Below are 22,788 nucleotides of genomic sequence, written 5' to 3' on the forward strand. Positions count from 1 at the left end.
TGCGCCGCTTACTGGCGCACCGGCTTCTTCGCGAGCTTGCGCTGCAGCGTGCGGCGGTGCATGTTCAGCGCACGCGCGGTCGCCGAAATGTTGTTGTTGTTCTCGGCCAGCACGCGCTGGATGTGCTCCCATTCAAGCCGGTCCACCGACAGCACGACCGGGTTCTCCAGCGCCTCGTCGGCCTGCACTTCGGTCGCGTTGGTCTGCAGCGCGGCCAGGATCGACTCGACGTTCGCCGGCTTCGCGAGGTAGTTGTCGGCACCTTCCTTCACGGCCTGCACGGCGGTCGCGATGCTCGCATAGCCGGTCAGCACGAGAATGCGCGCGTCGGGCTGCAGGTCGCACAACGGCGCGATCAGGCTCAGTCCCGAATCCTCGCCGAGATGCAGGTCGACGGTGATGAACTGGAACTTGCCGCCCGCGGCGAGCCGCAGCGCCGCCTCCTTGTCATGCGCCTGCTGGACCGCGTAACCGCGGCGCTCGAGGCCGCGCGCGAGCGTGCCCGCGAACACCTCGTTGTCGTCGATCACCAGGAAATTGTTCTCGCTCATGGGGTTTCTCCGTCTACGTGTTGGTTGAGGCCGCCGGCAGCGCGACGCGCACGACCGGCAGGCGCAGCACGGCCCGCGTGCCGCGCCCGGCGGTCGTGCCGGCCGCGCGGCTGTCCGGCGCGCCGCTTGTCCGTTCGGTCAGGCGCTGGCCCGCGCGCTGTGCCGATCCCGCCGCGGCGTGACCATTCGCCGCACTGCCCGCCCGCCCGTTGCCGCCCGCCGCGCGCGGCGTGACGTCGGACAGTTCGATCTCGCCGCCCAGCCGCGCGGCCGCACTGAACGCCAGATACAGGCCGACACCGTGCCCGCCCTGCGTGCTGTCGACCGGCATCGCGCCGAGCGATTCGCGCAGCGAGGCCGGAATGCCGGGCCCGTCGTCGCATACCTCGAATTCGATCTCGTCGGCCGTGCCGCCATGCGCGACCTTCGCGGCCAGCGTCACGCGCTGCGGGCTCGCGCGCGCGGCGTTGTCGAGCAGGATCGTCAGGATCTGGCCGGCCGCGACCGTATCGTCGAGCGCGACGCCCGCCGGGCGCGCGCCGAGCAGTTCGAACTGCACGTGCGGATGCCGCAGACGCCAGTGCTCGACGAACGTGTCGAGCCAGTCGTCCACCGGCTGGCGGCTCGCCGGCGCGCTCGCGCGGCTGCGCAGGCGCGCGAGCGCCGACGTGCACAGCGACATCTGTTCCTCGAGCACCTTCAGGTCGGCCTCGTAGCGTGCGAGCCCCGGATCGGCGCGCGCCGCGTCGCGCAACTCCTCGGCGAGCATCGCGATCGTCGACAGCGGCGTGCCCATTTCATGCGCGACGGTGGCGGCCTGCACGCCGAGCGCGACGGCCCGCTCGTCGCGCAGCAGATGCTGCTGCGCCTCGCCGAGCGCCGCGTCGCGCTGGCGCAGCGCGTTCGACATGCGCGCGACGAACCACGCGATCAGCCCGACGCTGACCATGAAGTTCGCCCACATCCCGGTACGGTAGTAATCGAACAGGTTCGCCGGGTTGTCCATGTTGAGCGGCACCGAATCGAAGCCGAGCGCCGCGTAGCAGGCGACGGCGAACGCCGCGAGCCAGATCATCAGGTGCCACGGCAGCACGGCCGCCGCGATCGCGAGCGAAGGCAGGTACAGCGACACGAACGGGTTGGTCGTCCCGCCCGACAGGAACAGCAGCGCGGACAGCGCACCGAGGTCGACCCACAGCTGGCCGAGCAGCTCGAAATTGGTCTCGGGCCGCGCGCGCAGCACGCGCACCCAGGTCAGTGCGTTGAAAACGATTTCGAGCGCGATGACCATCAGCATCGCAGGCAGCGGCAGATGCACGCCAAAATAGGTCTGCACGACGCCGATCGTCACGAGCTGGCCGATGATCGCAAGATTGCGCAGCCAGAACAGGTGACTGAGGTTGACGCGCCCGGTGGTGGTGATTCGTTGCATCCGGGCAGTTTACCCGTTTAGCGCCCGACGCCTCTAGCGGGGCCGGATCGGCACGAGGCGAACGGGCCGCCCACGCGTACGCGGCCGATGCCGTCACCCGGCCGCGCCGGCCATCCGCCGCGCGATCTCGTCGGCCAGGCACTCGGGGCAGAGGCAGCGTGCGCCGGCCGCCGGCTGGGCGCCGCCGGGCGGCACCGGCATCGACGCGCACCAGCAGTCGAACGGCTGCGTGTGCGCGCCGCAGTCGAAGCCGCGCCCGCAGTGCGGGCAGCGCGCACGGCGCGGGGCAGAACGGGCGTCGGCGGCGGAATCGGTCATGGTGCAATCGCGGAAGCGGGCGGGACATCGCCCCACGCGACAAGCATAGCGCGGCGGCCGGATTTTGCACGTCGGCCGCGTGGCCGAGATCCACCGCAAACTCACGCGCGCCAGCCCGCCGGCGCCACCCGCGCGGCGCCGCCCGAATCGCGCCGCGCCATAGCCGGCGGGCCGCCGCGCGCTGTACCCGCCTCGCGCCGCCGGTGTTCCGGCCGGCCCAAAAACCCGATGCTGCGCTGCGCCACTCCTGTACAATTCGGCCTGTTTCAACCGTTCCCAGCCAGAGCCGCCGCCATGTCCGAGCCCATCGACCTCTCGCAGATCGCCCCCACGCTGAAAGCAGAAATCCTCGCGGAGGCGCTGCCGTACATCCGCCGTTACCACGGCAAGACCGTGGTCATCAAATACGGCGGCAACGCGATGACGGAAGAGCGGCTCAAGCAGGGCTTCGCGCGCGACGTGATCCTGCTGAAACTGGTCGGCATCAATCCGGTGATCGTCCACGGCGGCGGTCCGCAGATCGATCACGCGCTGAAGAAGATCGGCAAGGCCGGCACCTTCATCCAGGGCATGCGCGTCACCGACGAAGAGACGATGGAAGTCGTCGAATGGGTGCTCGGCGGCGAAGTGCAGCAGGACATCGTGATGCTGATCAACCACTTCGGCGGCCACGCGGTGGGCCTGACGGGCAAGGACGGCGGCCTGATCCACGCACGCAAGCTGCTGATGCCGGACCGCGACAACCCGGGCCAGTACATCGACATCGGCCAGGTCGGCGAAGTCGAGGCGATCAACCCGGCGGTCGTGAAGGCGCTGCAGGACGACGCGTTCATCCCGGTGATCTCGCCGATCGGCTTCGGCGAGGATGGCCTGTCGTACAACATCAATGCCGACCTCGTCGCCGGCAAGCTCGCCACGGTGCTCAACGCCGAGAAGCTGCTGATGATGACCAACATCCCCGGCGTGATGGACAAGGACGGCAACCTGCTGACCGATCTCTCCGCACGCGAGATCGACGCGCTGTTCGAAGACGGCACGATCTCGGGCGGCATGCTGCCGAAGATCTCGTCGGCGCTCGACGCGGCGAAGAGCGGCGTGAAGTCGGTGCACATCGTCGACGGCCGGATCGAGCACTCGGTGCTGCTGGAAATCCTGACCGAGCAGCCGTTCGGCACGATGATCCGCTCGCATTGAGCGCGCGCCGCCCGCCTGCCAGCCCCGACCTGCCGGCGTCGTTGCGACGCCGGCGCATTTCGCGCAGCCGGCCGCGTGCCGGCGCGCCCGTCTGGCTGTTCGATCTCGATAACACGCTGCACCACGCATCGCACGCGATCTTTCCCGAGATCAACCGTGCGATGACGCAATACATCATCGACGCGCTGCAGGTCGGGCACGCCGAAGCCGATCGCCTGCGCAACGGCTATACCGAGCGCTACGGCGCCGCGCTGCTCGGCCTCACGCGCCATCACCCGATCGATCCGCACGACTTCCTGCGCGTGGTCCACACGTTTTCCGACTTGCCTGCAATGGTGCGCGCAGAGCGTGGTCTCGCGCACATCATCGCCGCGCTGCCGGGCCGCAAGTTCGTGCTGACCAACGCGCCCGCGAACTACGCACGCGCGGTGCTGCGGGAGCTGCGCATCGAGCGGCTGTTCGAGCGCGTGATCGCGATCGAGCACATGCGTGATCGCCGCACGTGGCGCGCGAAGCCCGATCGTGCGATGCTGCGCAGGACTTTGCGCGCCGTGCATGCACGGCTCACGGATGCGATCCTCGTAGAAGACACCCGCAGCCACCTGAAGCGCTACAAGCGCCTCGGCATCGGCACCGTATGGATCACCGGCCACCTGCCGGGCCATCTGCCGAACATCGGCCGACCGCATTATGTCGACCAGCGCATTCGTTCGTTAAAATCGCTGCGACTGGGCACACGATCGGGGCGACAGAAATGCAGCCGACTTACCCGCAGGACCACGCCGTAAAGGAAGACCAGGCCACACCGTCCCGCCCGCGCCCGAAACCGGGCGAGCGGCGCGTGATGATCCTGCAGACGCTCGCCGCGATGCTCGAGGCGCCGAAGCCCGAGAAAATCACGACCGCCGCGCTCGCGGCCCGGCTCGACGTGTCGGAGGCCGCGCTGTACCGGCATTTCACCAGCAAGGCGAAGATGTACGAAGGGCTGATCGAGTTCATCGAGCAGGCGCTGTTCGGGCTCGTGAACCAGATCGTCGCGAAGGAGCCGAACGGCGTGCAGCAGGCGCGCACGATCGCGCTGACGATGCTCAATTTCGCCGCGAAGAACCCGGGCATGACACGCGTGCTGACCGGCGAGGCGCTGGTCGGCGAGGACGAGCGGCTGACCGAACGCGTAAACCAGCTGCTCGACCGGATCGAGGCGACCGTCAAGCAATGCCTTCGGGTCGCGCGCACGGAAGCCAACGCGCCGCAGGACGGCGCCGCACCGTTCGCGCTACCGGCCGACTACGATCCGGCCGCCCGCGCGAGCCTGCTCGTCTGCTACGTGATCGGCCGATGGCACCGCTTCGCAAAGGGCGGGTTCCAGAAGCCGCCGGGCGAGCAGGCCGATGCGCATTTGCGGTTGATCCTGCAGTAACGCCCGAGGCGCGGACGTGCGCGCTGCGAGCACGCCGTCTGGCGTCGCACTCGCTTGGCGACACGCGTCAATGCCCAGGCGCCGATTCCGCGCTCGCCGTGGCACACGGCATCGCCTCACCTGTCCGCACCCGCGGTACTGACGGCCTGAATCGGCGCGGGGTTCATATCCCGCGCACGCCGTCATTAATTCGCCATCCTCAATATATCCCTGCCTGAATCGGCCGCCGAGGCGAGCCGAATCCATCAGACAGCCTCTCGATCCTTGCGGCGCTCCCGCAACGTCGACGTCCCGGCACGGGTGTGCGGCATGCGAGTCACGGCCCTTGACGATTCTTAAAAGAAATTTAGTACTCGAACTAGATTAAAGCCACTCAACTTAGAAATCGTCCCATTCTTTCGAATGACTTACTTCGGAACAATAGCACCTGTTTCCCGCAGCTGCTGCCGCCCCGCAGCAGCGATGCGCGACAGCGCGATGGAAACGTCCGTGCGTCGTCTTTCGACGCGAGGCCCTTACTAACAGGTACTTAAATGTCCAAAAAAGCACTTTCCATTCTGATGGCGACAGCAGGTCTCCTCGCCGCGGCCTCGTCGGCTCAGGCAGCTGACGGCACGATCACGATCACCGGCGAAATCACCGCCCAGACCTGCAACATCTCGGGCGACGGCGGCGGCAAGGATTTCACCGTCACGCTGCCCAACGTGTCGGCCTCGGCACTCTCGGCGGCCGGCTCGACGGCCGGCCGCAAGCCGTTCCGCATCAACCTGTCGAACTGCTCGCCGAATTCGGGCAACGCATCGGTGTACTTCGAGCCGGGCACGACGGTCAACGCGCAAACGGGTCAGCTGTTCAACGCGACGGGTGACGCGAAGAACGTCGAGGTCGGCCTCCTGAACAAGGACGGCTCGAACATCAAGCTCGGCGCGGCACAAGCGCAGCAGAACTCGCAGACGGTGCCGATCGCAAGCGGCTCGGCGGAGCTCAACTACTACGCGCAATACGTTGCAACCGGCGGCGCGGCCACGGCCGGCACGGTCAATACGTCGGTCATGTATTCGGTCTCGTACCAGTAACGCGGTCTGCCGACCGGCGGCCCGGGCACGCGATGCAGTGGTGCTGCACGGGCCGCGTCCGACCAACAGTGAACTGTCCATCTATAAGGAGAAATCGGCGATGGGAATGCCAATGAACTTGCGTTTGAGCGTGGGCGCAGCAATGCTGATCGCGTCGCTGTCCGGCCTGACCACCGCGGATGCAAGCGTCGTGATCGGCGGAACGCGTGTGATCTATCCGGAAAAGGAGCGCGAGGTCACGGTCAAGATGACCAACGAGGGCGACCGGCCTTCGCTCGTCCAGGCATGGATCGACGACGGCCACGCGAACGCACTGCCCGACGACTCGAAGGTACCGTTTACGCTGACGCCGCCGTTGTTCCGTCTCGATCCGAAGAAAGGCCAGAGCCTGCGGCTGATCTATACGCAGGAACCGCTCGCGCAGAATAAGGAAACGCTGTACTGGCTCAACGTGCTCGACGTCCCACCTCAGGCGACCGGCGATTCGAATGATCCGAACATGCTGCAGCTCGCGTTCCGCACGCGCATCAAGCTGTTCTTCCGCCCGGCGGCACTGCAAGGCGTCGCCGACGAATCCGCGGAAAAGGTCACCTGGAATTTCGCGCCGAAGTCCAGCGGCGGCTATGCGCTGCAAGCGACGAATCCGACGCCCTACCACGTGACATTCACCAAGCTGGTCGTCAAGTCCGGCGGCGCGACCTGGACCGACGACAAGGGCGGCATGGTCAAGCCGGGCGCCACCGAACAATTCGACGTCGGCAACGTGCCGTCACCGTTGGGCGCGCCGATCGAAGTCGACTATACGTTCCTCAACGATTACGGCGCCGCCATCGAAGGCCGTTACGCGCCGAAAAAGGCGCACTGACACAGCCCGACCGTTTCTGACTCAACCCGTCGTTGACCTGCGGTGCGGCCCTCGCACCGGCACAGGTAGACCGTCGCTCGCGTTATGACGATGCGGCATCAACATATTGAATTCATGCGAGCGAATCATCACATTCAACCACTGGAGTCCCCGCGTTTAGCCCTCAAGCCGGGCTATCTGCTCGTCATGGCGACGCTCGGCGGCTGGACGGCCGGTGCATTTGCCGCCGACGCGTCAACCACTCCGGCAGAGCACTTCGATGTCGCGCAGGTTCAGTTCAATGACACGTTGATGATGAAACCGCGCGGCCAGCGGCTCGACCTCGATCGCTTCGCGAAAGGCAACCCGGTTCCGGCCGGCGAGTACCTGGTCGACCTCTACGTGAACGAAACGTGGACCGGCCGCTCGACCGTACGCTTCGATGCACCGGCAGGCGCGGTCAGCGCGACGCCGTGCCTCGATCGCACGGTCGTGAGCCGGCTCGGCCTCGACAGCGAGACGCTGACCGATGCGGCGCGCGCCGAGCTGGCTCGCGTGCAGGCCGGCGAGTGCACGGACGTCGCCAGTCTGGTGGCCGGCGCTACGATTGAATTCGACCTGTCCGAGTTGCGGCTGAACGTGAGCATTCCGCAGGCATCGCTGCTGCGCAATCCACGCGGTTACGTGAGTCCGGAACTGTGGGACAGTGGCGTGCCGAGCATGACGCTCAAGTACGACGCAAACGTGTTCCGGAACATGTCGTCCGGCTATGACAGCACGCAGGCCTATCTCGGGTTGCACGGGGGCGCCAATCTCGGCAACTGGCATTTCCGCCACAACGGGTCCTACAGCGCGCAATCCCAAGGGCCGAGCCGCTACCGGAGCCTCAATACCTACCTGCAGCGCGACCTGCCCGCATGGCGCAGCCAGCTGAAGATCGGTGAGACCTATACCGACGGCACGCTGTTCGAGAGCGTCGGCATGCGCGGCGCCACGCTCGAATCGGACGACCGGATGCTGCCCGATTCGATGCGCGGCTATGCGCCGATGATCCGCGGCGTCGCCACGAGCAATGCGCACGTCGAAGTGTCGCAGAACGGCGCGCTGCTGTACGAAACCAACGTCGCGCCCGGCCCGTTCGAGATCAACGACCTGTACCCGACCGGTTACGGCGGCAACCTGCTCGTCACGGTCACCGAGGCCGACGGCAGGAAGCACAGCTTCACAGTGCCATATGCGGCGGTCGTGCAGTCGCTGCGCCCTGGCATCTCGCGTTTCGGTGTCGCAGTGGGCCAGTTGCGCGAGCCGCTGCTCGAGCGTCACCCGAATTTTGCGCAGGCCACCTATCAGCGCGGCATCAGCAACCTGCTGACCGGCTATGTCGGGGCCATCGTCGCGGAAAACTATCTGGCCGGGCTGGTCGGTGCCGCGTTCAACACGCCGGCCGGCGCTTTCGCGGTCGATGTCACGCAGGCGAGCGCCCGCATCCCGGGCGTGTCGGCCACGAGCGGCCAGAGCGTGCGCGTCAGCTACAGCAAGTCCGTCGAAGCGACGGGCACCAACGTCGCGGTCGCCGCGTACCGTTACTCATCGCGCGGATACTGGGGCATGCGCGATGCGATGCATGCCCGGGAACAAGCGGCGGCAGGCCGGGATCCGGGCGACGTGTACCGGCAGCGCAACCAGGTTCAACTGACGCTGAACCAGACGCTCGGCGAAGGGCGCGGCACGCTGTTCGCGATCGGCTCGTCGTCCAGCTACTGGAATCGGCAAGGCACGACCACGCAGTTCCAGGTCGGCTACAACAACAGCCTGCGGATCGCCGGCCTCAACGTGAGCTACAACCTGTCGGTGTCGAGGCAGCGTGACGGCTATTCGGGCAACCTGAACAATCAGGTCTATGCGAACGTGACCATCCCGCTCGGCCGGCGCTCGTACTCGCCGACGTTGAGCTCGAGTATCGCGCACGACAACCAGGGCGGCACCACCGGCCAGATGTCGCTGACCGGCACGCTCGGCGAATCCGGCGCGCTCACCTACGGCTTGAACACCACCACCGGCGGCGGCACGACGTCGGGCGGCGGCAACGTGCAGTATCGCAGCCCGTTCGCGACTTTCTCGGGCAGCGCGACCGGCGGCAGCGGCTACTCGAGCGTATCCGTCGGCGTATCGGGCGGCGTCGTCGGTCATGCGGGCGGTGTCACGCTGGCCAACGATCTCGGCGATACCGTCGCGATCATCGAGGCCAAGGACGCCGTCGGCGCCCGTATCACCAACGGCACGGACGTTCGGATCGGCCGGCGCGGCTATGCGGTGCTGCCGTATCTGACGCCGTACAAAATGAACTCAATCGAGCTCGACCCGAAGGGCATTCCGCTCGACGTGGAGATGCTGACGACGAGCCAGCAGGTCGCACCGCGCGCGAATTCGGTGGTGAAGCTCAAGTTCGGCACCATCAGCGGACGCGCGGTGCTGCTCGGGATTCATCAGCCGGACGGCACGCCCATTCCGTTTGGCAGCGCGGTGGTCGACGAGGAAGGCAATTCGATCGGTATGGCGGGCCAGGGCGGCACGGTATTCACGCGCGGCCTGAATGATTCGGGTGTGCTGACCGCGAAATGGGGCGACCGCGCCAATCAGGCCTGTTCGTTCTCCTACAGTTTGCCGACGGAGCGGAGCAAACATTCCGCATACGCGCGGATGGACGCGAAATGCGATTACTCGCTGGTCAAGGCCCGGCCGTAAGCCGTTCCACATGCTGCCGACTCCTTCGAACACACAATTTTTTACGGTGAGGTTTCATGAAGTTCACCCCACGCAGATTCGTCATTCATCTTCTCAGGCTGCTCATCGTCTGGTTGATACCGGTGACATGCGGTTTCGGCACTGCGCATGCGCAAGCATGCAAGTTCGACAAGCCCAACCAGGTATCTAGCTGGTACTTCACCTTCGGTAATGGAGGGAAACTCGTCATTCCACCCAATTTGCCGAATGGCGCCGTACTTGGAACCGCCACTACGGAATTTGAGTACGTCTGTGACACCAATCCCCCCCTGCACGGCAAGCCCGGCGGATGGGAGATCCAGTACGGGCATTGGTTCTGGCCGACCAAAATGCCGGGTGTCTACAGCATCGGCACTTTTACCGGCTGGGAGCACTATCTATACATCGGCATTCGCACGACGAACCTGGATACGGGTGAAGTCATGATGCTCCCCTCTACTGCTCAGCAGTGGGCGCCACCGTTCGGTGAGACCGGGCCCGTCCGAGGCGTGGTGAGGGTCAAGAAAGAGCTGATCAAAGTGGACGACATGATCTACAACTATCCCAATGGAAAACTAATCTCAATTAGTCAATTCGACTCGGAGATACGAATACACAACAGGAATACCAATGCACCTGCGGCGATTTGGAGAAGCTATTGGTGGGATACCGGGAATATCACGCTCACGCCGGCAAGCTGTACCGTCCTGACGAAAAACCAGACCGTCCCGCTGCCACCGGTCGCCGCCAGCAAGCTGAATGCGGTCGGCATGACAGCTGGCGATCGCAACTTCGCCATCGGCCTGTCCTGCAAGTCCGGCACGAGCCTCTACGTGACGCTGACGGACCTGACCAATCCGGGAAACATGGGCAATGCCCTCACGCTCACGCCGGACGCCACGGCGAAGGGCGTCAAGCTGCGGATTCTCAGGAACGGCCAACCCGTCAGCTACGGTCCCGATTCGGGCGCGGTCGGCAACCCGAACCAGTGGTACGTCGGATCGTCAGGGTCGGTAAGCAGCATCCCGCTGAGCGCGCAATACATCGCGACCGGAGCCGTATCCGGCGGGACGGTCAAGGGCGCCGCGACGTTCACGTTGAGCTATCAGTGAACGCGTCGCACTCGATCAAAGCAATTCGGCAGTGCGCCGGCCGCAACCCAATTTCAAGCGGTAGGCGCGCTCCATCGGTCACCGTCCGATCGGTGACCAAAACAAGCTTCTGATTAGCAGTCCGACAGGACTTCATCGGAAGGTGCTTATCGGATGAACTCGACATGCCGCACGCACGGCCAATCCCGGCGTGCAGGCGGCACGACGACGGAGTCCGCGTTTTTTCCAACCAGTACTTGAGGAAATTGATATGAAATTCGCTCTCTCCAGCATCGCTGCTCTCACCGTCGCAGCCGCAGCCATGATGCCGGCCGTCTCGCACGCCGCCGACGGCACGATCACCATCAACGGCAAGATCGGTACGCAGACCTGCACGATCGACGGCAACGGCACGGGCGGCAAGGACTTCACGGTCGCGCTGCCGAAGGTGTCGACGTCGTCGCTCGCCAGCGGCGGCTCGACGGCAGGCCGCACGCCGTTCAAGATCGGCCTGAAGAACTGCTCGCCGGCCACCGGCAACGTCTTCACGCATTTCGAGGCAGGCACGACGGTCAACTCGACCACCGGTCAGCTGCTCAACGCATCGGGCACCGCGAAGAACGTCGAAGTCGGCCTGCTCAACGGCGATACGACCAATATCGGCGTCGGCAAGGCCGATGAAAATTCGAAGGCGGTCGCGCTGAAGGACGGCGCTGCAGACCTGCCGTACTACGCCCAGTATGTCGCGACGGGCGGCGCAGCAGGTCAAGGCACGGTGAACACCTCGGTGATGTACTCGATCATGTATCAGTAAAGTCCGAGCGCCGGTGCGCGTCCTGCGCGCCGGCTCGTACCAGGGCGCGGGGGCGCGCGCCCCTTCCCCGACATCCTCGGCGGACCAACGCGCCATCGATCCGCGTGCCGACGGAATTGTCGTTCGAGCAGTCGTCACTGCCTCTCGCCTCTTTCAGGATTCCCTCATCAACCCGGCCGGCAACGCTCACGCCGGGCGGCACGCAATTGGCCAGCGCAGTTCCAGGCCCGCTACACACCACCCACGCCTCCAATCATTCAGGCAACGGGCACCGAAGCACCTTCCCGCCTCACGTGTCCCCCGTGCCGTTCGTCGGTTTCCTCCGAAAATTCGAACTCGTCCAATATCCAAACCTGCTCAACAAAACTACTTTTCACCTGTTCAAGACAAGAAAGGTGATCTGGTGAACCGCAGTTATTTCCTCTCGTCCCGAGCGCGCGTCCGCCTGTACGTCGCACATTCGGCCCTGCTCGCCGGCGCGGCGATGTCGTCGCCGTCAACCGCACAAGTCACGGGCGGCGGCCCGCAGCAAGCCGACGGCATTGAACTCGAAGTCGCGCCGGGTGAATATTCGACGCACGAGGCCGGCAAAGCGGTGCTTTCCGCGATCAACGGCGGCATCCTGACGACCGGCGGCAGGACCCGCGTTTTTTCAACCGGCAACGGCGCGGCGGGCGCCGCCGCATGGGGCAGCGCGTCGCGCGTCGTGCTGCGCGATACGGAAATCCGGACCCGCGGCGGCTCCAGCGCCGGCATCGATCTTCGTAATGGTGCCAACGCGACTGCGGAGCGCATTTCCATCGATACCGACGGCGACTACGCGCATGGCGCGTCCGTCGACGGCACCAACGCGCGCCTCACGCTCTCCGACAGCGTGATCGTGACACGCGGCAAGGAAGCGCATGGCATCACGGCGATCCTGGCGCCGGGCGGCACCATCGAGGTGGCCGACACGCTGGTCCGTACCAGCGGCCTGTTCGGCGTCGGCCTGTCCATCAGTTACGGCGGTGTCCGCGCGACACTGACCCGCACCGATATCCGCACGGACGGCGACTACGCGTCGGTGCTGTACCTGCCGAGCGCCTCCACGGTCGCACTGAACGACTCGCACCTCGAAACCGCCGGCGACTACGCGCTCGGCGTGGACACGCGCGAGGGCAGCGTCGAACTCGCGGGCACGCGCGTCATCACGCACGGCAAGAGCGCGCACGGGCTTTATGCATCGAAGGAATACACCGATACGCCTGTCGTCGATGCAACCGATACGTTGGTGACCACCACCGGCGACCGCGCAATCGGCGTGATCGCCCGCCTCGGCGGCAAGATCTCGATGACGCGCGGCGGCATCACCACGAGCGGCGAACGCGCGCGCGGCGTGATGTCGGCCGGCGCGGACTCCGTCGCGTCGCTCGTCGATACGAGCGTCGAAACGCAGGGCAAGCAAGCCGTTGCGCTTTATTCGAGTTCAGGCGGCACAATCGACCTGGTGCGGACCAGCGCGCGCGCGACCGGCGAAGGCGCCCCCGCAGCGGCCGTCTACGGCGGTACGCTGACGATCGACGACGGTTCGCTGGTCAGCGAACGCCACGGCGCGATCGACGCGTCCGACGCGACCATCGCGCTGAAGAACGGCACGCGCGCCATCGGCGGCAACGGCACACTGCTGTCGGTCCATGCAGAGTCAAGCGCACCCGTGCGCCTCACGCTCGACACCGGCTCCCGTGCCGACGGCGACATCGTAAACCTGCCGACCGACGACGGCAGTGCGACCGATGCCGTGACGAACGTCGCGCTCGCCAATGCATCCGAGTGGACCGGCGCGACCGACGTGGTCCGCACGCTGTCGCTCGACACGAACAGCCGCTGGACCGTCACCGCCGATTCGACGGTCGGCTCCGTCGCCCTGAACGATTCGACGATCGAGTTCGCCGCGCCCGCGGCACGCGGCATGCCGACGCCGCGCACGCTCGTCGTGACGGGCGACTATGCGGCCCGCAACGGCCGGCTCGTCCTCCATACGACGCTGCAGGACGACGCGTCGCCCACCGACCGCCTCATGATCGACGGCGGCCGAGCGTCCGGCGACACCGGTATCGTCGTCAAGCGTTCGGGCGGCGACGGTGCGCCGACGACCATCGGCATCCCGCTCGTCGAAACCCGCAATGGCGGCACGACGGACGTGTCGGCATTCACCCTCGATGCGGGATCCGACGGCTACCGGAATGGCTTCGGCACGTTGTCCGCGGGCGGCTACGACTACATGCTCAAGCGCGGCGGCAACGGCGGGCAGGAAGAAGACTGGTATCTCGTGTCCGCTGCGAAGCCTCAGCCGCCGGTTCCACCCGGCCCCGTCGACCCGGTTCCGCCCGGCCCGGTCGATCCCGAGCCGCCGATCGTGCCGGAAATCACTCCGCCGCCGCGTGCCGCCGCACCGGAGCCCGATGCGTATCTGGCGAATGCCGATGCAGCCTCGATGATGGCCGTCCATACGCTGCATCAGCGTGAAGACGCGTCACTGCGCACGGGCGCGGCCGCGACAGGGCCGCTCGACGGCGCGGTATGGCTGCGCGCCGAAGGCCAGATGACGTCGATGTCGGGCGGCAATCGCAGCGTGTCGGGCAACGGTCGGTTGATTCACGCCGGCGCCGACCTGCTCCGCTTCGAAGACGGTCACGGCGGCAGCGTGCGCGTCGGCGCGATGGGCATGTACGGCAGCCAGACGAACTGGTCGACGCGTCCGCTGTGGAATGCGATCGAGCACCGCGTGATGAACGCCACCGCGCGCGGCAGCGTCTCCGGCTACAACGTCGGCCTGTATGGCACGTGGTACGGCAACCGTGACATCCTGACCGGCCCTTATGTCGACGCATGGTTCATGTATGGCGCCTACGCGAACAGCGTCGGCGGCAGCCTCGCTGCCGACTCGTACCGTTCGCGCACCCTCACGGGCTCGGTCGAAACGGGCTATTCATTGCCCTTCTACGAGCGGGGCGACACACGATTCTTCGTCGAGCCCGAAGCGCAGCTCGTCGTATCCGACTATCGCGCGGATGCACACGGCACGGCCGGCGGCCGCGTCGACGGCCAGGGCTCCACCGACGTGCTCACCCGCCTGGGCGTGCGCGTGCATGGCATCACCGCGATGCCGCATGGACGCGAACTTCGGCCGTTCATCGAGGCAAACTGGTGGCACGGCCCCGGCTCGCGCTCGCTGACGCTCGATCGCAATGCGTTCTCGTTCAGCGTGCCGCGCGACCGGGCTGCCGTCCGGATCGGCGCAACCGGGCAGTTGAGCCGGCAATTCTCGATATCGGCGAGCATCGGCGTGGAAGGCAATCTGTCCGACTACTCGGTGGTAAAGGGACAGTTCTCGGCGAAGTACCGCTGGTGAAGTCGTCGGCGGCCGGCGAGGTGTGAAATCCGCGCCCTGCGGAATTCCGCTATACTCCTCCGACTGCCGCCCGCTTGGCGGCAGTCGGAAGCGCGCCGATTTGCTGACTCGATTGCGGGCGCGCGAACCGGCCGGGGCGTTGATGTGTCGATGCGTCGTTCCCTGGCGGTTCACTACAAATGCGGCTAAAGAGGTCGTCAGCCGCGCATCTCCGACTCCGCGCCTCGCCGACACCATTTAGCCGCCCAGTCATAAGGCGGAACGAATGGAATCGATCGGCATCGTCGCTCCACAGACCATGCACTTCGCCGAACCGCTGCGCTTGCAAAGCGGCAGCGTGATCGGCAACTATCAGCTCGTCGTCGAGACGTACGGCGAACTCAACGCCGCGCGCTCGAACGCGGTGCTCGTCTGCCACGCGCTCAACGCGTCGCACCACGTCGCCGGCATCTACGCGGACGATCCGCGCAGCACCGGCTGGTGGGACAACATGGTCGGCCCCGGCAAGCCGCTCGACACCAACCGCTTCTTCGTGATCGGCGTGAACAACCTCGGCTCGTGTTTCGGCTCGACCGGCCCGATGAGCATCGACCCGTCGACCGGCAAGCCCTATGGCGCGAGCTTCCCGGTCGTCACCGTCGAGGACTGGGTGCACGCGCAGGCGCGCGTCGCGGATGCCTTCGGCATCGAGCGCTTCGCCGCGGTGATGGGCGGCAGCCTCGGCGGGATGCAGGCGCTCGCGTGGAGCCTGATGTATCCGGAGCGCGTCGCGCACTGCATCGACATCGCGTCGACGCCGAAGCTGTCCGCGCAGAACATCGCGTTCAACGAGGTCGCGCGCTCGGCGATCCTGTCCGATCCCGACTTCCACGGCGGCGACTACTACGCGCACGGCGTGAAGCCGAAGCGCGGCCTGCGCGTCGCGCGGATGATCGGCCACATCACGTACCTGTCCGACGACGACATGGCCGAGAAATTCGGCCGCGCGCTGCGCCGCGCCGACGGCGCGCTCGACGCGTACAACTTCAGCTTCGACGTCGAATTCGAGGTCGAGTCGTACCTGCGCTACCAGGGCGACAAGTTCGCCGACTACTTCGACGCGAACACCTACCTGCTGATTACGCGCGCGCTCGACTACTTCGACCCGGCGAAGGCGTTCGACGGCAACCTGACGGCCGCGCTCGCGCACACGCAGGCGAAATACCTGATCGCGAGCTTCTCGACCGACTGGCGTTTCGCGCCGGCACGCTCGCGCGAGATCGTGAAGGCGCTGCTCGACAACAAGCGCACGGTCAGCTACGCGGAAATCGATGCGCCGCACGGCCACGACGCGTTCCTGCTCGACGACGCGCGCTATCACAACCTGCTCCGCGCGTATTACGAACGAATTGCCAACGAGGTGGGCGCATGAACCAGCAAGCGCTGAATTCCCTGTCCGCGCGCGCGGACTTCCGCACGATCGCGCGCTGGGTCGAACCGCGCTCGACGGTGCTCGACCTCGGTTGCGGCGACGGCTCGCTGCTCGCGCTGCTGATGGAAGAACTGGACGTGACCGGCTACGGGATCGAGCTGAACGACGCGGGCGTGCTCGCCAGCGCGAAGAACGGCATCAACGTGATCCAGCAGAACCTCGAAGACGGCCTGCGCCTGTTCGAGGACCACAGCTTCGACATCGCGATCCTGTCGCAGACGTTGCAGACGATTCACCAGACGGCTGCGATCCTGCGCGAAACCGCGCGGGTCGGCCGCGAGTGCATCGTGTCGTTCCCGAACTTCGGCTACTGGCCGCACCGGCTGTCGGTGCTGAACGGCCGGATGCCGGTGTCGAAGTCGCTGCCTTACCAGTGGCACAACACGCCCAACGTGCGGGTGCTGACGATCGAGGATTTCGAGGCGCTCGCGCCCGAAGTCGGTGTGACGATCCTCGACCGCGTGGTGCTGCACGAAGGCCAACCGATTCGATGGGGAGCGAACTGGCGTGGTAGTCTTGCTGTCTACCGCGTCAAGCGCAGCTGAGCCGGGGAGCCGTTGACGGACGCCGACGGCCCGCACGCACGTGCGGCCGCGCCGCTGCGCGACCCGCGCCGCCGCCTGTGCTGCCGCCGCCATCAGTCAACGCTACCCAGTTCCAGTCCATGTCGAAAACGCCACACGAGGCGCCCGCACTCACCGCTCACGAGGATCACCCCGGCTGGCGCGCCTATCTGAACACGCACATGCTGATCTGCGTGTTCCTGGGCTTCACGTCGGGTCTGCCCCTCTTCACGCTCGTCTACCTCGTGCAGGCATGGCTGCGCTCCGAGGGCGTGAACCTGAAGGAAATCGGCCTGTTCGCGCTGATCCAGTTCCCGTATACGTGGAAGTTCCTGTGGGCGCCGCTGATGGACCGCTACGTCCCGCGACTACCCGGCTGGCGGCCGGGCCGCCGGCGCGGCTGGCTGCTGCTCACGCAGGTACTGGTCGCGGGTGCGATCGCCGCGCTCGGCTTCGTGTCGCCGCGCGACTCGATCTGGACGGTCGCCGCGCTCACGACGCTCGTCGCGTTCTTCGGCGCGAGCGCCGACATCGTGATCGATGCGTACCGCCGCGAACTGCTGCGCGACACCGAGCAGGGGCTCGGCAACGCGGTACACGTCAACGCGTACAAGCTCGCCGCGCTGATCCCCGGTTCGCTGGCGCTGATCCTGTCCGACCACCTGCCGTGGGACGCCGTGTTCGCGATCACCGGCGCGTTCATGCTGCCGGGCATCCTGATGACGCTCGTCGTGCGCGAGCCCGAAGTGGTCGGCGCACCACCGCGCAACCTGCGCGACGCGATCGTGCTGCCGTTCCGCGAATTCATCCAGCGCGACGGCTGGGCCGGCGCGCTGCTCGTCATCGCATTCATCTTCCTGTTCAAGATCGGCGACACGATGGCCACCACGCTGTCGACGTCGTTCTTCCTCGACATCGGCTTCTCGCGCACCGAGATCGGCATCGTCGCGAAAACCACCGCGCTCGTCGCGAGCGTCGCGGGCGGCATCATCGGCGGCATCTGGCTCGTGAAGATCGGCATCGGCCGCGGGCTGTGGATCTTCGGCGCGCTGCAGATGGTGTCGACGCTCGGCTTCGCGTGGCTCGCGCAGCTCGGCCCGGGCTCGCCGGTGCTCGCGGTGCTGTACGACTTCACGGTCGCGGCCAGCCACGCGCTCGCGTCGTTCATGTCGGTGTTCGGTATCGAGATCACGCCAAGGCTGAGCCCGATGACGGTCGCGCTCGCGATCGTCTACGGCTTCGAGACCTTCACGACCGGCCTGACGATGGCCGCGTTCGTCGCGTATATCGCGAGCACGACCGACCCGCGCTACACGGCCACGCAGTTCGCGCTGTTCACGAGCCTCGCGTCGGTGCCGCGCACGCTCGCGTCGGCCGCGAGCGGCTTCGTCGTCGCGAAGATCGGCTGGTACGACTATTTCATCGTGTGTACCGTGCTCGCCATCCCCGGCATGCTGCTGCTGTTCAGGATCGCGCCGTGGAACGGCACCGCGCGCAACGGCGAGGCGAGCCGTGCGCGGTAACCGCCCGCGTCGGCTCGCACACGCGGCGGCGGCGTTGAGCGTCGGCGCCGCGGCGCTGGCCGCGACGCTCGCGCACGCGACCGACACCGGCGCGGCCGCGGCAAGCTCCGCGCCGGCCGCCGCGCAAGCCGCGCCGCCCGCCGCCACCTCTGCCGCGCCCGTCCCGCCGTCCGCCGAAGGCGCGCAGCCGACCGGCGCCGCGGTGCCGGCAAAGGCCTATACGCCGACGCCGACGCAAGTCCGCTACGGCAACGCGATCGCGTTCCGCACGCTGATCCCGTCGCCGCTGCTCGAACAGCTCACCGCGAACGAATACGCGCAGATCGTGCAGACGGCCGCCGACAGCAACCGGCTGCTGCCCGCGAACCAGCCGCGCGTGAAGCGCCTGCGCGCGATCGTCGCGAAGCTCGCGCCGTATTCGGTGAAGTGGAACGACCGCGTGAAAAGCTGGGCGTGGGACGTGAACGTGATCCGCTCGCGCGATATCCGCCTCACCTGCCTGCCGGGCGGCAAGGTGCTCGTGTACGGCGGCATGCTCGACCGCGTGCGCCTGAACGACGACGAGTTCGGCGTGCTGCTCGCGCACGGCATCGCGCACGCGCTGCGCGAACACGCGCGCAGCAACTTCAGCGTGGCCTCGCAGACGTCGCTGCGCGCGGCCGCGCTGCCGCCGCTGTTCGGCGTCGGCGATCCGCTGCCGCAGGCGCTGAACCTCGGCGAGCGCCTGCAGTCGCTCCACTACGATCCGACCGACGAGACCGAGGCCGACGTGATCGGCGGCGACATCGCCGCACGCGCGGGCTTCGATCCGCGCGCGGCGATCACGCTGTGGGACAAACTCGCGGTCGCGACGCGCGCGAACAAGACGTCGGGCTTCATCTACACGCACCCGTACAGCACCGCGCGCCGCCAGGATCTGCTGAACCGGCTGCCGGACCTGATGCCGCTGTACGCGAAGGCGACGGGCAAACGCGTCGAATCGCTGCCCGACTACGCGGGCATCAGCGCGCAGCGGCGCAAGATCGTGCGGCGCTGAGCCGCCGCGCGGCGCCGGACGCTACGCGTCCACGTCGGCCATGGCCGGCCGCACCCCGCTGTCGCGCATCCAGCGCACTTCGTCGCCGGGGCTGCGGCCGAACAGCCGCTTGAACTCGCGGCTGAACTGCGACGCGCTCGCATAGCCGACCCGCGCGGCCGCCGCGCCAGCGCCCACGCCGTCGCGCACCATCATCAGCCGCGCCTGGTGCAGCCGCGCGGTCTTCACGTACTGCATCGGCGACGTCGCCGTCACGTGCTTGAACTGCGCGTGGAACACCGCGAGGCTCATCCCGGCTTCGCGGGCGAGCGTCTCGACGTCGAGATCGGCCTTCAACTCCGCATGGATGCGCCGCAGCGCCTTCGCGATGCGGCCGAAATGATGCTGCTGCACGAGCGCCGCTCGCATCGCGTCGCCCTGCTCGCCGGTCAGCACGCGATACGCGATCTCGCGCATGATCGCCGGCCCCAGCACCCGTGTGTCGTGCGGCGACGCGAGCGCTTCGAGCAGCCGCACGACCGCATCGGCCAGCGGCGCATCGAGCGGCGTCGAATAGACGCCGAGCGGCTCGCTGACCGCCGCGCCGAGCGTCTCGTCGAGCAGGATCGCGAGCTCGGCGATCACCGCGAGATCGACGCGGATCGAGATCGCGAGAAACGGCTCGTCCATGCTCGCGAACGTCTCGCATTCGAACGGCAGCGGCACCGACAGCACCAGATACTGCTGCGCGTCGTAGACGAACGAACGGTCGCCGAGATAGCCGAGCTTGCGCCCCTGGCACACGACGATGATGCTCGGCTCGTACAGCACCGGCATGCGCGGCGCCGGATGGGTCACGCGGATGAAGCGCACGCCGTCGAGCGCCGCGAGCGTGTCGCCCTCGTTCGGCGCGAGGCGCGTGTGCAGCTCGATCATGCGGCGCTGCAGGCGCTCGCCCACGTCGGCCAAAAGGGGTTGGAAGCTCATCGGTACGGCCCTGTCCGGCAAGAGAATCTGGCTCGCAATGTAGCACCTTGAACGCATTTTGACGGCCGTTCGTGGGCAATTCGAGAGGAATAGGCAAATCTTCCAGACCTTCGTGTATTTCGCCGCGGCGCCTCGCTCCTTACGATGACGTCCTGTCTCGCCGCATCGCCACATGATGCGACGGCAGTCTGTTTCACCGGACGTTTTCCGGACAAGGAGCCCATTGCATGAGCACAACCTATGCCTACGCGGCGACCGATGTGCAGTCGCCGCTCGCCCCGTTCGAATTCCAGCGTCGCGCGCTGCGCGACCTCGACGTCCAGATCGACGTCCTCTACTGCGGCGTCTGCCACTCGGACCTTCACCAGGCGCGCAACGAATGGCGCAACACGATCTACCCGGTCGTGCCGGGCCATGAAATCGTCGGCCGCGTGACCGCGACCGGCCCGCAGGTGTCGCGCTTCAAGGTCGGCGAGCTGGTCGGCGTCGGCTGCCTCGTCGATTCGTGCCGCACCTGCGCAAGCTGCGAAGAAGGCCTCGAGCAGTATTGCGAAAACGGCTTCGTCGGCACCTACAACGGCCAGGATCGCGTGACGGGCGACATCACTTACGGCGGCTACTCGACGCAGCTCGTCGTCGACGAAGCATTCGTGCTGCGCGTGCCGGACACGCTCGATCCGGCCGGCGCCGCGCCGCTCCTGTGCGCGGGGATCACGACCTACTCGCCGCTGCGGCAGTGGAACGTCGGCCCCGGCAAGAAGGTCGGCATCGTCGGCCTTGGCGGCCTCGGCCACATGGGCGTGAAGCTGGCGCGCGCGATGGGCGCGCACGTCGTGCTGTTCACGACGTCGCCGTCGAAGATCGAGGACGGCAAGCGGCTCGGCGCGCATGAAGTGGTGATCTCGAAGGACGAAGCGCAGATGAACGCGCACCTGAACAGCTTCGACTTCATCCTGAACACGGTCGCCGCGCAGCACGACCTGAACCCGTTCCTGCACCTGCTGAAGCGCGACGGCACGATGACGCTCGTCGGCGCGCCGGAGCACGATCATCCGTCGCCGCAGGTGTTCAATCTGATCTTCAAGCGCCGCCGCCTCGCCGGCTCGCTGATCGGCGGGATCGCGGAAACGCAGGAAATGCTCGACTTCTGCGCGGAGCACGGGATCACGTCGGACATCGAGACGATTCCGATGCAGCAAATCAACGCCGCTTACGAACGGATGCTGAAGAGCGACGTGAAGTACCGGTTCGTCGTGGATATGGCGTCGCTCAAGCAGTAAGCCGCGCCCCAAACGAAACGGGCCGCATGTTCGACATGCGGCCCGTTTTGCATGCGGCGGCTACGCGCACCGCGTAGCGCCGGCCGTCACTTCGTGTAGTCATAGTCGATCGTCAGCGGCGCGTGGTCGCTGAACTTGATGTCCTTGAAGATCGACGTGCTTTTCGCGGTGCCGGCCACGCCCGGCGTCGCGATCTGGTAATCGATCCGCCACCCGACGTTCTTCGCGTACGCCTGGCCGCGGTTGCTCCACCACGTGTACTGCTCGGGGCGTTGATCGAGCGTGCGGAACACGTCGACGTAGCCGACGTCGTCGAACAGCCTCGTGAGCCACTCGCGCTCTTCCGGCAGGCAGCCGGAGTTCTTCTGGTTGCTCTTCCAGTTCTTGATGTCGATTTCCTTGTGGACGATGTTCACGTCGCCGCACAGAATCACCTCGCGCTTCTTCTTCAGCGCGGCGAGGTGCGGCATGAATTCGGCCATGAAGCGGTACTTGGCCTGCTGGCGTTCTTCGCCGCTCGAGCCGGACGGCACGTACACCGACACGACCGACAGCTTGCCGTAGCGCGCCTCGACGTAGCGCCCTTCGGCATCGAATTCGCTGCTGCCGAAGCCGATGATCACGTCGTCGGGCTCGCGGCGGCTGTACACGCCCGCACCGCTGTAGCCCTTCTTCTCCGCGTGGTGGAAATAGCTCTTGAAGCCGTGCGGCTCGACGAATTCGGCCGGCAGGTCGTCGGCCGACACCTTGATTTCCTGCACGCACACGCAATCGGCGTTCTGTTCGCCGAGCCAGTCGAAGAAGCCCTTCTTCGCGGCGGAGCGGATGCCGTTCAGGTTGGCGGTGATCACTCGCATCATGTCGGGTTCCGTTCAGTTCGATGTTTTTACAGGGGGCAGCTTAGGGCCTGTTCACGCTAATATCGGGCTTGCGCTGGCCCCCAGAAGGGCCGAGCGCGAGGATTGCGACGAAGCGAATACTCGACGTATTCGCGAGGAGCATGACGCGGCGATCGGCCCTTCTGGGGGCCAGCCCCACGAATGCATTTTTCAAAC

At 66.4% G+C, this 22,788-nt stretch carries 19 protein-coding genes; 14 read left to right on the forward strand and 5 right to left on the reverse strand.

What is annotated here, in order from left to right:
• Positions 1-8 precede the first annotated feature (8 nt).
• From KR541_RS16100 to KR541_RS16110, 3 genes are all read right to left on the reverse strand, one after another.
• On the reverse strand, positions 9-551 hold the full coding sequence (locus tag KR541_RS16100; protein WP_021156278.1) for a response regulator transcription factor: 543 nt from the start codon (positions 549-551) through the stop codon (positions 9-11).
• A 13-nt stretch (positions 552-564) separates the two neighbouring features.
• Entirely contained in the window at positions 565-1,983 is a 1,419-nt protein-coding gene (locus KR541_RS16105) for an ATP-binding protein (protein ID WP_204383476.1), read from the reverse strand.
• A gap of 93 nt (positions 1,984-2,076) precedes the next feature.
• Positions 2,077-2,301 (reverse strand): cysteine-rich CWC family protein, encoded by a 225-nt coding sequence (locus KR541_RS16110; RefSeq protein WP_050017931.1) that lies wholly within the window; start codon positions 2,299-2,301, stop codon positions 2,077-2,079.
• A gap of 294 nt (positions 2,302-2,595) precedes the next feature.
• Between KR541_RS16110 and argB the strand changes: the two genes are divergently transcribed.
• The 13 genes from argB to KR541_RS16175 all read left to right on the forward strand — a co-directional run bounded on the left by argB (position 2,596) and on the right by KR541_RS16175 (position 19,487).
• A complete protein-coding gene (argB, locus tag KR541_RS16115; protein WP_006490510.1) occupies positions 2,596-3,495 on the forward strand; it encodes an acetylglutamate kinase in 900 nt (299 codons plus the stop codon).
• Entirely contained in the window at positions 3,492-4,283 is a 792-nt protein-coding gene (locus tag KR541_RS16120; RefSeq protein WP_050017930.1) for an HAD-IA family hydrolase, read from the forward strand. The genes argB and KR541_RS16120 overlap by 4 nt, the downstream gene beginning before the upstream one ends.
• Positions 4,250-4,915 carry a nucleoid occlusion factor SlmA gene (slmA, locus tag KR541_RS16125; RefSeq protein WP_050017929.1) on the forward strand — a complete coding sequence of 222 codons (666 nt, stop codon included), beginning with the start codon at positions 4,250-4,252 and terminating at the stop codon, positions 4,913-4,915. The genes KR541_RS16120 and slmA overlap by 34 nt, the downstream gene beginning before the upstream one ends.
• Positions 4,916-5,448: 533 nt before the next feature.
• On the forward strand, positions 5,449-5,991 hold the full coding sequence (locus KR541_RS16130; RefSeq protein WP_050017928.1) for a fimbrial protein: 543 nt from the start codon (positions 5,449-5,451) through the stop codon (positions 5,989-5,991).
• Positions 5,921-6,856, forward strand: coding sequence for a fimbrial biogenesis chaperone (locus KR541_RS16135; RefSeq protein WP_235356319.1), 936 nt, complete (start codon positions 5,921-5,923; stop codon positions 6,854-6,856). The genes KR541_RS16130 and KR541_RS16135 overlap by 71 nt, the downstream gene beginning before the upstream one ends.
• A gap of 114 nt (positions 6,857-6,970) precedes the next feature.
• Positions 6,971-9,580 (forward strand): fimbria/pilus outer membrane usher protein, encoded by a 2,610-nt coding sequence (locus tag KR541_RS16140; RefSeq protein ID WP_176016702.1) that lies wholly within the window; start codon positions 6,971-6,973, stop codon positions 9,578-9,580.
• A gap of 56 nt (positions 9,581-9,636) precedes the next feature.
• Positions 9,637-10,710, forward strand: coding sequence for a fimbrial protein (locus KR541_RS16145; protein ID WP_216089616.1), 1,074 nt, complete (start codon positions 9,637-9,639; stop codon positions 10,708-10,710).
• Positions 10,711-10,960: 250 nt separating this feature from the next.
• A complete protein-coding gene (locus KR541_RS16150; RefSeq protein WP_050017925.1) occupies positions 10,961-11,503 on the forward strand; it encodes a fimbrial protein in 543 nt (180 codons plus the stop codon).
• 403 nt (positions 11,504-11,906) lie between these two features.
• The gene (locus KR541_RS16155; RefSeq protein ID WP_425542617.1) at positions 11,907-14,894 is read left to right on the forward strand and encodes an autotransporter family protein; all 2,988 of its coding nucleotides are present in this window, start codon (positions 11,907-11,909) and stop codon (positions 14,892-14,894) included.
• A 265-nt stretch (positions 14,895-15,159) separates the two neighbouring features.
• Positions 15,160-16,305 carry a homoserine O-succinyltransferase MetX gene (gene metX / locus KR541_RS16160; protein WP_050017923.1) on the forward strand — a complete coding sequence of 382 codons (1,146 nt, stop codon included), beginning with the start codon at positions 15,160-15,162 and terminating at the stop codon, positions 16,303-16,305.
• Positions 16,302-16,910 carry a methionine biosynthesis protein MetW gene (gene metW, locus KR541_RS16165; protein ID WP_006755281.1) on the forward strand — a complete coding sequence of 203 codons (609 nt, stop codon included), beginning with the start codon at positions 16,302-16,304 and terminating at the stop codon, positions 16,908-16,910. Before metX ends, metW begins: the two co-directional genes overlap by 4 nt.
• Before the next feature lie 119 nt (positions 16,911-17,029).
• Positions 17,030-18,451, forward strand: coding sequence for an AmpG family muropeptide MFS transporter (locus KR541_RS16170; RefSeq protein WP_050017922.1), 1,422 nt, complete (start codon positions 17,030-17,032; stop codon positions 18,449-18,451).
• Positions 18,441-19,487, forward strand: coding sequence for a M48 family metallopeptidase (locus KR541_RS16175; RefSeq protein ID WP_089488911.1), 1,047 nt, complete (start codon positions 18,441-18,443; stop codon positions 19,485-19,487). Before KR541_RS16170 ends, KR541_RS16175 begins: the two co-directional genes overlap by 11 nt.
• Before the next feature lie 21 nt (positions 19,488-19,508).
• Here KR541_RS16175 and KR541_RS16180 read toward each other — a convergent pair whose 3' ends face one another.
• A complete protein-coding gene (locus KR541_RS16180) occupies positions 19,509-20,453 on the reverse strand; it encodes an AraC family transcriptional regulator (protein ID WP_050017920.1) in 945 nt (314 codons plus the stop codon).
• A gap of 227 nt (positions 20,454-20,680) precedes the next feature.
• Between KR541_RS16180 and KR541_RS16185 the strand changes: the two genes are divergently transcribed.
• Positions 20,681-21,733 (forward strand): NAD(P)-dependent alcohol dehydrogenase, encoded by a 1,053-nt coding sequence (locus tag KR541_RS16185; protein ID WP_216089617.1) that lies wholly within the window; start codon positions 20,681-20,683, stop codon positions 21,731-21,733.
• Positions 21,734-21,819: 86 nt separating this feature from the next.
• Here KR541_RS16185 and KR541_RS16190 read toward each other — a convergent pair whose 3' ends face one another.
• Positions 21,820-22,593: an exodeoxyribonuclease III gene (locus KR541_RS16190; RefSeq protein WP_050017918.1), complete on the reverse strand. Its 774-nt coding sequence runs from the start codon at positions 22,591-22,593 to the stop codon at positions 21,820-21,822.
• Positions 22,594-22,788 lie beyond the last annotated feature (195 nt).

Origin of the sequence: Burkholderia sola (assembly GCF_905400185.1) — a bacterium.
GTDB lineage: Bacteria > Pseudomonadota > Gammaproteobacteria > Burkholderiales > Burkholderiaceae > Burkholderia > Burkholderia sola.